At 52.1% G+C, this 15323-nt stretch carries 8 protein-coding genes; 4 read left to right on the top strand and 4 right to left on the bottom strand.

Features of this window, described 5'->3' with window-relative positions:
* Positions 1 to 95: 95 nt before the first annotated feature.
* Complete coding sequence (locus PLF13_03070) at positions 96 to 2318, top strand: hypothetical protein (GenBank protein ID HOP06252.1); 2223 nt, start codon at positions 96 to 98, stop codon at positions 2316 to 2318.
* Between the two features lie 121 nt (positions 2319 to 2439).
* Here PLF13_03070 and PLF13_03065 read toward each other — a convergent pair whose 3' ends face one another.
* From PLF13_03065 to PLF13_03050, 4 genes are all read right to left on the bottom strand, one after another.
* Positions 2440 to 3096, bottom strand: a complete 657-nt coding sequence (locus PLF13_03065; protein HOP06251.1) for a TrkA family potassium uptake protein — start codon at positions 3094 to 3096, stop codon at positions 2440 to 2442.
* Positions 3097 to 3109: 13 nt separating this feature from the next.
* A complete protein-coding gene (locus PLF13_03060) occupies positions 3110 to 4507 on the bottom strand; it encodes a TrkH family potassium uptake protein (protein HOP06250.1) in 1398 nt (465 codons plus the stop codon).
* A 194-nt stretch (positions 4508 to 4701) separates the two neighbouring features.
* A complete protein-coding gene (locus tag PLF13_03055; protein ID HOP06249.1) occupies positions 4702 to 6171 on the bottom strand; it encodes an HDOD domain-containing protein in 1470 nt (489 codons plus the stop codon).
* Positions 6171 to 7058, bottom strand: coding sequence for an HDOD domain-containing protein (locus tag PLF13_03050; GenBank protein ID HOP06248.1), 888 nt, complete (start codon positions 7056 to 7058; stop codon positions 6171 to 6173). The genes PLF13_03055 and PLF13_03050 overlap by 1 nt, the downstream gene beginning before the upstream one ends.
* An 836-nt stretch (positions 7059 to 7894) precedes the next feature.
* On the opposite strand from PLF13_03050, the gene PLF13_03045 reads away from it, so the two are divergent.
* The 3 genes from PLF13_03045 (at position 7895) to PLF13_03035 (ending at position 15314) form a co-directional block, all read left to right on the top strand.
* Positions 7895 to 9070, top strand: coding sequence for a hypothetical protein (locus tag PLF13_03045; GenBank protein HOP06247.1), 1176 nt, complete (start codon positions 7895 to 7897; stop codon positions 9068 to 9070).
* Between the two features lie 311 nt (positions 9071 to 9381).
* On the top strand, positions 9382 to 11979 hold the full coding sequence (locus PLF13_03040; protein ID HOP06246.1) for a T9SS type A sorting domain-containing protein: 2598 nt from the start codon (positions 9382 to 9384) through the stop codon (positions 11977 to 11979).
* 752 nt (positions 11980 to 12731) lie between these two features.
* Positions 12732 to 15314, top strand: coding sequence for a cohesin domain-containing protein (locus tag PLF13_03035; GenBank protein ID HOP06245.1), 2583 nt, complete (start codon positions 12732 to 12734; stop codon positions 15312 to 15314).
* Positions 15315 to 15323 lie beyond the last annotated feature (9 nt).

Here is a 15323-nt window from a genome sequence, read left to right as displayed (position 1 = left end):
CGACCGCTACAATAAAGATGCAGGTTGGTAATTGACAAACCGTAACAAAACTCCGTCCATATAAGTAATATACCGCTTTCAGGAGGACTTGATAAATGACCGCAAGAAGCTGGACTGTTATTCTGTCTGCGATACTGCTGTTGGTCGGCGCAGTTCATGCCGAGTCGACGTTCAAGAAAGAGTTCGACGACAATTACGACCAAATCAACCGTGATCTGCTCAATCATACCGGCCAGCGGGCCGAGATCGCCGATTTCGTTTACCAGAAAGATCTGGCGACGATCACTTTCAAGAAAGGATCGATTCACCTGCTGCGCTATGTCAACGACCGACCGACTACGGCCATTTTCATCGGTCAGGGGCATATCGATGTCGCGGTGCCTTCACACTCCGAACGAATGACGCTGCTGAGTGCCTCCGGCGACAGCACGGTCAGTCAGGATTTCGAAACCTGTTTCATTCGCTTCGCCGACAACCTCGATCTCAAGCTTGAAGAACTTTTTGCCTTTGAGCCAAAAGAGCTCTCCTGGAAGGAATTTAACGTTGGAGCCAAGAAGCCTCAGGGAGAGGTGTTCTTCAAACCGAAGATGACCCATACTTACGATAATTATTTCCAACTATTGCGATCCTGTTATGAACGAGCGGACGATGGTTATTTCTTCGTAGATTTCAATCGCTACATATACACTTTCGATCCCAATCGGCCGGAAGAGTCAATCATATCCTATGAATGGCACGGCGGTGATCTGGATGCTTTCGAGGCTTGTCGCATACCGCGGGCCGAGAGGAACAACTACGATGACTTGGGGCTTTCGCACATGAACTATCCGACCACAGCCCTTAGTCGTTCGGGTGTGATCAATATCGCCGGACTCGACGGTAAGAGCCTGGATTCGGCGCGGGTGGATTTCGAGGTACAGATCGACCGCGACAGCCTCCGTTTCATTTCGCTTTTCCTGCATAATAACCTCAAGCTGGATTCGCTCTATGCGAACGGCGTCTCGATAGATTTCAAGCGTCGCAACGATTTCGATTTTACGGGAGTGGTATTACCGGAGTACGCTCACAAGGGAGATGTAGTCAAATTCACATTGTTCTACCATGGAAACGACTTCGACCAGCTGCTGCCCTGGGTGGAAAATCCGATACCGACGACTATCGATCTCTCGTTTGTGACACCACGAGGTTACAATTATTTCATTCCCGGAAAAGAAGAGGTGGTTGAGACAAGCGCAGGACAGCAGTTCCGAGTAGCGCCGACAGACCTGTATGATCGCCTGGATTTCGAATGCTTCGCCTCCGGTGTCGACACCATAAGCGTGGTATCGGAATCGGGAGCCGCGATCGACTTTTTGGACTGGGAATTGATGGATAAGAAATACTCGGACTGCTATATCCCCGACGAAGTATATCAACCGTCGGTAGTCAGCGCGGTTGATTACATGGTGACCACTTTCGGGCCTCGTCTCTGGTCGTCTCATTTCTGGGTAAGTGCTTCGGGTAATTTCGATATGCCGGGCATCCTGACCGTGCCGCAGATTTCATGTGTTTCCGAGGGACAGATGGCGGCGTTCGGCGGAGTCGATATGCTGTCGGGACGGGCGGCGGCGGGGCAATGGTTTGCTGCGACGCTTCAATATGCCTCCAATAGAGATAAGTGGATTCTGGAATCAATGCCGGAGTATGTGGGGATCATGTATATCCAGGACAAACTGGGGGCAGCGGCCTATTCCAACCTTATCAATCGCCGAGATTCATTGTACTTTGTCGAGGAACGCGGTGAAGAAGTGCCTCTTTCCGCAGGGGATCGGGTTTCGGTAACCCAGCGGACGAACAAAGGGCTGTGGGTGTTTCACATGTTGCGCGGAATGATGACCGATCTGGAGAGTTTCTCGGATCGACCCTTCCGCAGTTTTCTCCACCAGGTGTCATCGATCGCAGGAATGCAGCCGATCGACGTCGCGATGATGATGCAACTGGCTGAAAAGCAGTATGGGCAATCGCTCGACTGGTTTGCCCGGGAATGGATCTACGATTTCCGAATACCGGAGTTCGATGTTTCTTACTCCGTTAACAAGGCGGGCGATCAATGGATGGTCACCGGCACGGTCGAGATCAAAGGCGTTGCGGATGAATTCAAAATGCCGGTGGTGATCCAGGTGGTGAACCAGGCCGGCGGAGCGCTGGCGTTCGTCCGGGAAGAGATAACCGGCCCGAAGGACAGCTTCGAGTTAGGACCGTATCAGTTCGAGCCGGACAAGATCGTATTCGGTGAATTCTACAGCGTCTTGGGACATATCAATACGAACAAGAAATAGTTCCCCTGTCCCCGAACTCGAACCAATCAGATAAAAACAGGCAGGTCCAAAAAAGGGCCTGCCTGTTTTTTTATGAGTCACTATTGCAATGATATATTAGAGATTTGTCCGAACCGTCTCCTTAACGCAGATCGCGGATCTTCTGGATGTCTTCGATTTTACCGAGCATGATCAGAATATCCTCGGCACGGATGATGTAATCAGCCGAAGGTACCAGGCGGAACGCCTCGGTGCCGGAGTCCTTGATAGCGATGACATGAACGTTGTACTTGTGCCGAAGGTTGAGGTCCTTGAGTGTTTTCCCGAGAAACTCCGCAGGCGGACCGACCTGAATCAGCTCGAAATCCTTTGACAGCGGAATGAAATCGAGAATGTTGGGCATCGAAAGGGAATGAGCGATACGCAGAGCCACGTCGCGCTCCGGATGAATCACCTCAGTAGCGCCGAGCCGTTGCAGAATAGTGGCATGGTCGTCGTTGATCGCCTTGATCATGATCCTTTTGACACCCAGTTCGACCAGGTACTGGCAAAGGAGAATACTCACCGCGATATTGGTGCCGGTGGAGACAATGACTCCGTCCATACGCTCGAGACCGAGTGCCTGGAGCGCTTCCTTATCGGTGGAATCCATCACGAGCGCCTCGCTGGAATAAGGATCGATCGCCTGAACCCGAGAAGGATCGGCGTCAATCGCTACCACCTCGTTGTGGTCTTCGTACAGCGCCTTGGCGACATGGAAGCCGAATTTGCCCAAACCTATTACAGCGAATTTTTTCATCCTCTATCTCCGGTTAACCGATCATAACGTTTTCTTCGGAATAGACCTTGCCGCGCAGAACCCCCGCAGCTCCCACTATAATGTAGGAGAACGACAGTACGCCGAGTCGGCCGATCAGCATCAGCAGCATGATCATGATTTTGCCGAAACCGTTCAGGTCGGCAGTGACCCCCATCGACAATCCCACCGTACCGAAAGCCGACACGGTCTCGAACAAATAAGCAAGGAACGGATTATGGTGATCCTGCACGCCGGGGGCATCGCTGGCGTTGCCGATCAGGACCACGAACAGGACCAGCCCGATGATGGCCAGCGAAAGAACGATCAACGAGATACTGCGCGTGACCGTCTCCTGCGGGATGCTTTTGTGAAACATGTTTACCCGTTTCTTGTGGTAAATACGGCTGACGGTAAAGACGGCCAAAACGGCCAGGGTGGTGGTTTTTACGCCGCCGCCGCAGGAGCCGGGGGAAGCCCCGAAGAACATCAGAAACATCATCATGGCCAGAGTGGCTTCGCTGAGCGAGCCGATATCGACCGAATTGAATCCGGCGGTACGACAGGTGATCGACTGAAACAGAGGAATCAGCAGTCGTTTGAACCAGGAGCTTTCCTCGGCGATTATATTCCATTCCAATACCCCGAACAGAACAGCGCCGATGACAATCAATACGGCCGAGGTAACCAGCACGGTTTTTGTCTGCACCGCCAGTTTAGGACGGCGGACCGATTTGTCCCGGCTCCAGCAGTAAAGATTGTAAACCACCGGGAAGCCGATACCGCCTACCACGATAAGCAGGCTGAGTGTTCCGGTTATCAGCAGGCTGTCGTTGTAGCGAACGAGCGAATCCGAAAAAAGTGAAAAACCGGCGTTACAAAAAGCCGATACCGAATGAAAGACAGACTGATAGATCGCCTCACCGACCGGATAATCGGCGATAAAACCGGGGAAAAGCAGAGCGGCGCCGACCAGTTCGCTCAACAGTGAAAACAGGATCACCGTCCAGACCAGGCCATAAATATCCTGACGCGGCTTATGCGAAAGAAGGTCCTGCATCAGCATGCGATTCTTGAACGATATGTCCCGTCCGATCAGGTTGAACAACGCCACCGAAATGGTCATGACGCCCAGTCCGCCTACCTGGATCAGGATAAGTATTACAACCTGTCCGAAAGTGGTGAAATACGAGCCGGTATCGACCACGATCAATCCCGTGACACAGACCGCCGAAGTGGCCGTGAAGAGAGCGTCGACAAAACCGATCGAACCTGTACGGGTAGCAATCGGCAGAGCCAGTAATACTGCTCCCGCGGCAATCGCGGCCAGGAACGACAGGCCCAGCAAAGCTGCAGGATGCATCTTGAACCAGGGTCGGCCACTGACCGGCTGTGATGTTTGATCGAGGGACATAAAAAAGTCTTCTTTCTAATCAAAGGATACAAACGAGTAACGAAAAAGTTGAATCAAGTTTTTACAGCTTCGAGAGACCTGTTGAAAAGATCATGCCGAGCTTGTTATATCATTATGGAGGGAGTCTGCATCAAATACCCGGGATGAAAGAGTGTCCGGGATAAAATGAGGATGAAGGGGAAACTCTAAATGACTTAGCGGCGCATGGAGGCTTTGTAAAGCTGTCGCTCGATTGACAACGCCCCCTGATTGGCGATGGAGGTCATCGAACGCAAAGTCTCATCGTGGATCGGCGTATCTTTATCCGGTCGATCGGCGATAATGACGTATTGGACTTCATCAAAAACCTTGATTGGGATGGCGGCAAAGGCTTTGGTCTCGAGTCGCTCGGCTTCTTCCTGGGAGATGATCTGCCGGTATATTTCACGGGCGTCGGAGTCGACCGTCAACGGTTTGCCTTTTTCGCACAAGTGTTTGAACAGCCCCTGGTCGACCGGGAAACTCAACTGCTGAACGGCGTCCTGTGATTCCAGTCCGAATCCTACCCGTCCGTTGAACGCCGCTTTCTTTTTGTCAAAAGCAAAAATCAGTACTCGGCCCATCTGAAGACCTCTGAATACCGTTTCACAGAGGATCTGGAGGATTTCGTCGATCGTTTTCGCTTCCAGCAGGGCGGTCGTGGTGTTCTGAAGGAAGGCCAGTTGTACTTCTTTATTGGTAAGCTGTTGCCTGATATCATCGGCGCCTTCCTCGACCGATATCGAAGCTCGCTCGAATTCCTTTTCGATATTAATATCGAGGTCGCCGGCTATCTCGGCAATCTGCTCACGGCAGATTTCCACCAGTTCGACCATGCTCTGCTGCGACACCCCGATCAATTGATTAGCCGTGTTGGTTATCTGGGTGTATGCCTCGGAATCCGGTTTGGAACCGGCCATCATGTGGGCGTAGAGTCGATCGGACAAGAAGACCAGGTCGACAATCAGTTTGGACGATTTTTCATCGGGACGTAAACCAAGACGATGGTGCTCGGTGATAGATGCGATGAGTGTTTCCGGAAGATTCCATTTCCGGGCCACCAGGCCACCCGCTTCCATGTGGTTCATGCCCAGGAGGATCTTCTCGGTTTTATGCACATTGGGAGCTTCGAGTTCTTCCTTGCCGACCGAGCCGTAGTCGTCCGGGAACAGACCGGCAAGAATCACCTGACCGATATCGTGCATGAAACCGGCGATAAAGGCGGCTTCGATGAGTTCCTTTTGACCGATTCTCTCGGCCAGGTATTTGGCAATCACACCACAGGCTACCGACCGTGTCCAGAAAGCGGTGATGTCGAAATTGGTGTTCTTGGTCAGGTTGTTCACGACACCGTAAACCGACATGCTAATAGCGATATTGCGCACTGCCCGGAAACCCATGAGGACAATGGCGTGAGTTACGGTGGTTACCCGTCCGGCAAAATCACCGTAATAAGGAGAATTGGCCATGCGGAGAATCCGGCTGGTGAGCTGATGGTCGCTCAGGATACAGTTAGCCAGATCCGCCACGTTCGATTTCGGATCCTCGGATATCTGTCTTATTTTGACAATAATCTGAGGAATCGAAGGCAGCGAAGTGAACTTCTCAAGCCGCTGATTTATGTCCTGTGTTGCAGAGCTAGCCATCATTCCTCGAAAATTTTAATCTCGGCCTGGTAATGGTTCTCGATAGAGGTCATCAAGTTGTCTATAGTCGACTCGTCGAGACCAAGCGCCCTGGCCGCTTCCGTATCGGCGAAATTATCGGGACGCCAGTCGGCAAAACCGATACCCAGTCCCTTGGCCATGTAATTGGCCAGGAGAATTACCTGTGAGGGTGGTGCAACCTGATCTTCCGAGATCGGCGGCGGGTCATGGTGCATCTGAATGGCGGCACACAAATTATCCGGGAAAGACCACTTCTCAAGGAGCAAAGATGCCACGTCACAGTGGGTGAAGCTGTATTCGCGAGCCTCGATGTCATAGATGCGAATCTGCTCATCGATCGCCTGCTCAATCAATTGCGCATAGGCGTCCGGGAATTTCTGCAGAAGCACCAGTTTGCCAATGTCGTGCATCAGCGCCGCAATGAAAATTTCATCCTTGTTGGGATGTTTGATATGAGCTGCGATCTGCCGGGCTGCCACCGCGGTCGAGAACGAATGCTCCCAGAGAGCTTTACTGATCTGGTCTGCCTGCCCCTTCTGGAACATGGTGTGAGCCGACGAGGCGATGACCATTGACCGCACGGTGAAGAATCCCAGTACCATGATCGCCTCGCGCAAGGTGGTAACTTCTTTGGAGCGGCCGTAGTAGGACGAATTGGAGAGTTTCAACACCCGGGCCGTAAGCGACTGGTCGCTTGAAAGCAGCCGGGAGACATCCGCTACCTTGGCATCGAGGTTGGAGGTCAGCCCCATGACGGCGCTGACGGTAGCCGGTGATGCCGGCAGATCCCCGATGGTTGATATCAGACGGTCTACGGATGATTTGGTTGAAGTCTCTTTTTCCATACCTTTTTCGATCAATAGCACACCCTTTGCTATCCTGTATTGTCGGCAAACAAGCACATTTCGTTAGAGTCCGGCAAAGAAACAATGAGTGAAAAATGATGATAAGGAACCGATACAGCTTCATGCCCCCGGATCGCCATTCCGATTCGTCTGATACGGCCCGGTTGAGGATCCGGACCGGAAAAACTAGGGAAACTCAAGACGATGTCGATAATTATGTTAGCGGTATCGATGAAGAGTCGATCAAGGCTCTTCGGCCGGATATACAGCTTGGCTTCTGGCGCGGATTATGGTGGCCGGAATGAAAGGGACTGTTACGAGGCCTGATCAAATAGTGAACAGGTTTGCTTTGTATCGGATTAGTAATTTGCAGGGCATACGCAATATGAATCATAATAAATGCACTTCCAAACCGGTCCTTCGGACCTTATTAAAAGTCTGTTAGGAAGGGTTAATGTGCTGATACTGAACAGCTTGTAAGGGAGAAAATTTTTCTTATTTCCTATTGACAGAAAAGGACCTTAACCGTATATTGGGCTCGGACGTTAGGTGAGTTGACACAACAACACGGCTCTTGAAGGGGTCGTATCTTTCCGATTCCGAGCATAAACTTTCAAGTACTTCATTCCTGGACTGACCCAAGGTTGGCTAAAGGAATTACAAACAGACTGCTTTGACAAGAACGCCAGTTAACGTGACGGTCTGAAGGAAACTTCCTCCGCTCGCTCCCCCTCTTGGTTGCGACTTTATGGGGCGCGGTTGGAGAGTCCGTTTCTAAGGAGAGTATCTTATTGATATACGGCTAAGGGACACTGCCTTGAGAGACATTGAACCTGAAGCTGAATTAGGAGGAAAGGATGGCTCCTGACATCCGCTCTCCGAGGTTATCTCACCTCGTGATATTGTTTGCTGCTCTTGCCTTTATGTTGGTCGTCCCCGAGACCAATGCTCAACAGCCGAATCTGGTCGTCCGGGTAGGCGATACTACCGCTGCGCCAGGCGCCTTAAATACTGTAATTAGTGTTTATTTAACGAATTACAGGGATGAGGTAGCCGGTTTTAACCTCTGGTTGCAGTTGGATCGACCGGATATCATGATTTTCCAGACAGATATTGATTCCGTTGTGGATACCACCCGCTGGTTATGTAATAGCTGGGATGGGGATAGTTGTACCGACTCGGTATTCGTATACGGCGATACACTGTTTTTCCTTTGCCAGGAATGGGATCAACAGACTTGGGAATGTATTGATTCCACCCTGGTTCCGGCTGATTCAACCTGGGACTTCTTCCATGAGGCGGAGTGGGATTTCTCGCACATTGACACCACTGAGGTGTTGATCGGCAGCTATGATGTATCCGGGACTTTAATTGAGGACTGGGAATGGGTTGAAGCTCGCTCACTGTCGGGGTATGGAACAGATTTGAACATTGCGGGTATTGCCGATTTACCGAATCCGCCAACGATTAGTCCGATTCAACCGCAGCAGGGCGGCGTCCTGATCAAGCTGCTGGCCGATGTTTATGATATTCCCGACACCACGACCGACCGAACCGTGAATATCATGATCCAGTCGGACTATCTGGCGCACTTCAACTTCTCGCGTCCGGATGGTTCCTCGATCGGTATCGTGACTCAGGAAGTCCCTGATACGAATTGCTGGATTTGCACGGCCTGGGCCGGTGATGTCTGCTTGAACTGGAAACGGGTTTCGCTGCCGCCGGGCGGCGGGTGTGACTCGACCTCAATCGAGATGGACACGGTAGCGGTTCTGGACTTTGATTCAGTTTGGTTGTTCGATGGCTCACTGACGGTCGATGAAGCTGTCTGCGGCGACATGAACGGTTCCGGAGCCGGTCCGGATATTGCCGATTTGGTTTATCTGGTGGCTTATATGTTCACCGGTGGTCCGGGAATTGAACCGATCTGGGTGGCGGACGTAAACTGCAGCGGAGCTGGTCCGGATATTACCGATCTGGTCTACCTGGTGGCTTATATGTTCCAGCAAGGACCGTGGTGCGGCTGTCAGTAAATTGTACTTAAGGTGTTGTGAAATAAGAAAATAAACATAAAAAGAAACGGTTGCCCCGGCACAGGCCAGGGGCGACCAAAACCGTAAACCCCCAAACGGAAGAAAGGAGAGCGTGAAAAAAGAGGGATTTTAACACGCGCTCAAATGAAAAGACCTGACACAGATTCATTCGATTATCGCCTGGCGGACCTGGGATTTGTTGGCTCTCATTCCGGGAACCTTACCATGCGAGATCCTGAGGGGGATGAACAAATGAATTTGCGTTATGTCACATCTCAGACAATTGCTAACGAAGTAATTAGGAGACTAAAATGAAACGCATTCCATTGCTTATCGCTTTGGTCTTGACCTTTTCATTTGGGCTGGCCTATGCACAGGGTGGCTCCGTAACTGTTGACCACATCACCACTACCTGGGTTGACAATTCAACTCCGCCAGAATATGGCGTTGCTGGTGCTACGTACTTGGCCCCTGGCGATGTTACCTATTTCATCCGCTACACCAATGCTACTGGTGACTATGTCAAAGGTATGACCAACGGTTTTGTCGTCAATGGTCCGGCTTCTTTCACTCCGGCTACTGGCGCTGAACTCGAACTCACCGGCGGTGGCTTTCTGTCCGGTTTGTTCGACTTAGTTCACACTGTTGGCACCGTCTCTTCTGACGGTACCGGCGACGACCAGGTTACCTTCAGCTATTCAGTTATGACATTGCCCGGTATTGCTGATGGCTTTGATGAGATCATCGGCGCCATCTACACCGGCTGCGACACTGATGGTGAAACCCTGTGTCTCGACTCGATGTACTACCCGCCGTCAGGTCTCTGGCTGTGGGCTCCGGGCGGCGTCCCGGAATGGGATGGTCCGTACTGCTACACGATTCACCCGATTCCGAACCTGCCTCCCGAATTCACCAACTGCCCGGGCACTGCCTACACTGGTTCGCACTGCTCCGTGGTTAGCTACACCTTCACAGCTACTGACGAAGAAAGCGATCCTTTCACTTTCTCCGTCACTGATGGTGTTGGTACGATCAACGCTGCCTCCGGCGCCTGGAGCTATGCTCCGTCGCTGGCCGACGTGGGTGCCTCGCTGTATGTCGAAGTTATGGTGACTGATGCTTATCATGACGCGACTACCGCCAATCACTGCACCTACGACCTGGCTTTCACGAACATCGGTCCGTCCTTCACGGGCGGCTGCGGCACCACCTACTTCTCCGGTGCTGACATGGCTACGACCGTTGCCGTTACCGCCGCTGATGGCGATTGCGACCCGGTTACGATCACCTTTGTCGGTATCCTCCCGGTTCCGGTTGGAACGGTTGTCGGTACTGGTGCTTCGGTTATCTTCACACCGAACATCGTTGACACTGGTGTTGTTTACACTCTGACCTTTGAAGCCACCGATGGCGTCGACGCTGCCACCTGTGAGGCTTATGTCGACGTTAAGGGTGAAACCAACTTCGAGATCATGATCGAGAAGAACCATGGCGACGATTACTATCCTTATGGTGTAATCCAGGGCCAGCACGCTTTCGTGGATGTTACCATGAATGCCGGTTCCGAGATCCCGGCTGGTTTTGACCTGTTGATGGCCTATGACGCCTCGGCTCTGACCTTCCAGACTGCCGTGGCCGGTGCTGCGTTCTACGATGGTGGCTGTGGCTGGGAATACTTCAGCTATCGCTACGGTCCCGACGGCAACTGCGGCAACGCCTGCCCGAGCGGCATGATTCGCGTAGTCGGTATTGCCGAGACCAACAATGGCGCCAACCATCCGTCCTGCTTGAAGCCGAGCCTCCCGGCCGTCATGTTCACTCTGGACTTCCTGGTCACCAACGACCGGACTTTCGAGTGTCAGTTCGTGCCGATCCGGTTCTACTGGATGGATTGCGGCGACAACTCCCTGGCTTACTACCCGCTGACCGCTCAGGACAGCGTTGTTCAGGGTATTGAGAATTCGGTTTGGAACTACTACGGTGGTTACGATCCGGACGTGTACACTGAAGTCACTTCTACTCCGTACTTCCCCGGCTACTTTGGTGCCCCGGACGACTGCATGAACCCGGTCGAGGGCAAGCCGGATCCGAAGCGGATCATCGACTTCTACAACGGTGGTATTGACATCATCTGTGCCGACGACATCGACGCTCGCGGCGACATCAACCTGAACGGTGAGTCGAACGAAATCGCTGACGCGGTTCTTCTCAGCAACTACTTCATTCAGGGCCTGGATGTCTTCAAAGTCAATATCGACGGTCAGATTGCCGCTACCGACGTCAACGCTGACGGTCTGACTCTGTCGGTTGCCGACCTGGTCTACCTGATCCGTGTGATCGTTGGCGATGCCGAGCCCTACGACAAGCTGAGCACTGTTAATGTCAACTACACCATCGACAACGGTGTGGTGGCTGTCGATCGCGAGATGGGCGGCGCCTTCCTGACCGTAGCCGGCGATGTTACCCCGACTCTGTTGGCCGACAACATGGAACTGAAGTATGCCTCTGACGGCGACGTCACCCGCATCCTCGTTTCCTCGCTGAACGGCAACACCTTCAACGGTGAGTTCGTGGACGTCAACGGCCAGGTCCTGTCGATCGAGTTGGCTTCGGCTAACGGTTCGGTTGCTAACCTGACTCAGATGCCGACCAGCTTCAGCCTGGCTCAGAACTACCCGAACCCGTTCAACCCGACCACCACGATTGGCTTCTCGATGAAGGAAGCCGGTCAGTATGAACTGGCCATTTACAACGTGACTGGTCAGAAGGTTGCCACCTTTGCGGGTACCGCCGAGGCCGGTAACTTCACCATTGAATGGGATGCTTCCAACGAAGCCAGTGGTGTTTACTTCTACAAGTTCTCGACCAACAACTTCACCGACACCAAGAAGATGGTGCTCTTGAAGTAATTAAGCTGGATTGAGGCTTATAAACTCCGGAGAGGTTAATCCCTCTCCGGGGGATTATTAAAAGGAGAAAACATAAGATAAGTCGATAACGAGCAGAACGAACCGACAGCGAAAATAGCAGGAATAAAAAGCGATGACCGGGTACGAAGGATAGGGCTAAAACTCCTTGCCAAATGGTCATCTTTTTTTATCTTATGATGATAGCTGTAATCTTGAGAGAGCCTGAAACAGCAACATGTTGCAAAATTGCATAGAGATCAAGTCGGCTGCAAAAAAGTTACAACCTTCTTCGCCATACGCCGCGCTGGATACTACAAGGGGACAATTATCGTCCGACCGCTAAGCGCAAAGTGATTTTGTCATCGGGACTTCAAGTCCCAGCGTTACATACCGTTAAAAGGAATTGACGGAAACATAATCGACGGCTTTTGATGATTCCAGCCCGATTTGGACAAAGTGGCTTGAATTACAAAATGTCTGCAAATGGGTCCGGTTATTGCTCGAAGACAGTGTGGCATGAACTCTCTAGACCAACAAACCTCTGTTCAAAAACAGAGCAGGGAGATATCTCGACCGTTTCGGTTGGTCCAGAGAGTGCATCCGCAGGTGGCGGTAAAAAAAGCACTGCCCCCGGTGTCTTACAGTCGTGAAATATATCCAGCGGCGTTCCGGATGAGAACGTCGGTGATAATAGATATGCTCCGTTGGAGCAGAACGGGTCAGATTATAATTCGTTTTCCGGAGGTATATTGATGAGATCTCTGAAGATTCCCCTTGTAGCGGTGATCTTTGTGGTTTTGGCGGCCGGCGCGGTCATGGCCGATTCCAACGCCCTGATGTGCAATAGCATTACCGAGTCATCTGAGGACACAATCAAGGTAGAGACGTTTATCGGGCGACCGGGCGATACGGTTTGGCTGCCGATCATGATTGCCTCGGACTCGATCGTGTCCGGTTTCAAGGCCCTGATTCGTTACGAAGACGACCTTATGACGCCGGCGCTCGATCCGAATGACCCTACGTACGTTCTGTATGAACTGGTAGGGCGTTTTGCCGATGCCCAGTCCGGTCTGGAGGACGATATTTTCTCGGCTGCGATTTCACAGAACCCGTTCGACTCCGGCGCCATCGTAGCCGGATTCAATATCGGTTTCGGAGAGAATCTCGTTACCATGGATCCCGGCTCCGGAGTGGTTTTCCGTCTGGCTTTCGTCTCCAACGCATCGATGCAACAGAACGATCTGGCCGCTTTCTGGTTCCATCAGGTCAACGAGTTCTGGTTGGATACGCTGGGCGAAATTCATTATGCCGACTGTCGTCGCTCCGAGGTCAGTCTGGATTTTAACAATACCTCAGATTCGACGACGGTGGTTCATTACCCGACGATGATTGACGGTTATTTCCGGGTGGATACGGCCCCGGCACCGATTATCGAGGATTATTATGCCTCTCCCGATACGGTTCCGGTCAGTAATACTTTCTCGCTGAACTGGGCGGTTCAAAACGCCGATTGGGTCAAGACTTCCGGCCCCAACATTACTACCGACAGCACCACCAGTGTAACGGGAATGAGAGTGGTGCAGGCGCCTTCGACCGAGGGTGATTATCAATACATCATCGTTGCCGGTAACGAATGGGCGACGGCTGAAGACACCACGATTCTCACTGTAGGCAGTGGAGGTGGAGGCGGAGGTGATGAAAACGCGCCTACTATCTCAGTGAACTCGGCCTATTCGGTCGATGTCGGAACGACGCTGACGTTCACCGTTTCTTCTACCGATGCCAACGGCGACGTAATTACGCTGGAGGCAACCAGCCTTCCGGCCAACGCCACCTTTACGACCGTTACCGGGACTTCGCCGGTATCTTCAGTGTTCAGTTTTACCCCGACCATAGCCCAGGCGGGCAATGTATCAGCCAGTTTCAAGGCTACCGACGCCGGGGGGTTGTATTCGAGTCGAACGGTCAGTATCGTGGTCAATGAACCGGAGTACGACCGGCTCTTTACCTCGTCGGTGTACGGGGCGGCGGTAGGCGGCGTGCCGAGCAAACAGGGGCTGACGCTTCCGATCAACCTGGTGACCTCACAGACTGTCTACGGTGTCCAGTTTGATTTTCTCTACGACTCCGAAAACTTTGAGGTAACCGACGTTTCAGTCACGGAAAATACTGCCGAATATGTGGTATATGAGGATATTGGCGCCAATCCCGGGATCGTACGGTTTGTCACGTTCGGGATGGGCAATCAATCGATAGGATCCGACGGAACGGATATTTTGAATCTTGAAATAGCGATCGATGAGAACGCTCTGCCGGGACTTTACCCGGTCTATATCGAGGAAGGCTGGGAGTCGATTGACCCTGATCCGCAGTCATCTTCGCTGCAGTTGGTGTCCGATTCGGGTCTGCTGCAGGTTGATGCTTTCGGCGATGTCAACCTCGACACGAGAATTAACGTGGCCGATTTGGTCAGTATCGTCGGTTGTATCATCGGTGATTATACCTTCAACGAGCGAAGGATGGATATTGCCGATATCATAACCGATTCGGAAATCGATGTGTTCGATCTGGTCGCGGTGGTTAACCTGATCTACGATATCGAGGTATCGCCGACTCCGGGATATTTCGACGAATCGAAGTTTGCCACGATCAGTCTGGATTACGACGATATGTTCAGCGGCGCCGAGGATGTCATGACCGTTCGTTCGGAACTCCCCACCGACATCGCCGGTGTGGAGCTGGAGATACAGTATGATCCTTATTCGGTAGAACTCGGAGCGCCCACGTTGAGTGATGATATCTCCGGAATGGCTCTTACTTCTCGCGATGACGGCAACGGTGTCATGAAAGCGCTGGTTTATTTCACCAACCCGTATCGAGTCGATGATCAGATCGGTGCGGGAACGGTCAATATGCTTCAGGTGCCGATCAAGGCTCGCAGCGATATCGAAGCGGGTGATCTATCCAAGGTGTCCCTGCATCGGGCGTTGCTGTCAACTTCGAATTCAATGGCGGTCAAGGTCGAAGGAATCGACACTCCTCTGCCGGGTTCATTCGTGTTGAGCCAGAACTATCCGAATCCGTTCAACCCGACGACCACGATCCAGTTCTCGATCGATGGCTCCTCCGGCGGTAGTAATGTGAAACTCGATGTTTACAATATATTAGGGCAAAACGTGAAAACACTGATAGACGAGGTAATGTCGGCAGGACATCACCAGGTAACCTGGGATGGCTCCGATCACCACGGGAAAAGGGTTGCCTCGGGTGTCTACCTGTACAAACTCACGGTTGGACAGGACAGCCAAACCAAGAAGATGTTGCTGCTTAAGTAGCTCCGGGAG

The sequence above is a fragment of the Candidatus Zixiibacteriota bacterium genome (genome assembly GCA_035380245.1).
In the GTDB taxonomy this organism is placed as follows: domain Bacteria; phylum Zixibacteria; class MSB-5A5; order GN15; family FEB-12; genus DAOSXA01.
The sequence above is the reverse complement of the archived record's forward strand: the minus strand, read 5'-3'. Positions and strand labels throughout refer to the sequence as shown.

Coding starts and splice junctions, on each gene's coding strand:
- PLF13_03040 (HOP06246.1), top strand. CDS start 9,382: ATGAAACGCATTCCATTGCTTATCGCTTTGGTCTTGACCTTTTCATTT.
- PLF13_03045 (HOP06247.1), top strand. CDS start 7,895: ATGGCTCCTGACATCCGCTCTCCGAGGTTATCTCACCTCGTGATATTG.
- PLF13_03065 (HOP06251.1), bottom strand. CDS start 3,096: ATGAAAAAATTCGCTGTAATAGGTTTGGGCAAATTCGGCTTCCATGTC.
- PLF13_03070 (HOP06252.1), top strand. CDS start 96: ATGACCGCAAGAAGCTGGACTGTTATTCTGTCTGCGATACTGCTGTTG.
- PLF13_03055 (HOP06249.1), bottom strand. CDS start 6,171: ATGGCTAGCTCTGCAACACAGGACATAAATCAGCGGCTTGAGAAGTTC.
- PLF13_03035 (HOP06245.1), top strand. CDS start 12,732: ATGAGATCTCTGAAGATTCCCCTTGTAGCGGTGATCTTTGTGGTTTTG.
- PLF13_03060 (HOP06250.1), bottom strand. CDS start 4,507: ATGTCCCTCGATCAAACATCACAGCCGGTCAGTGGCCGACCCTGGTTC.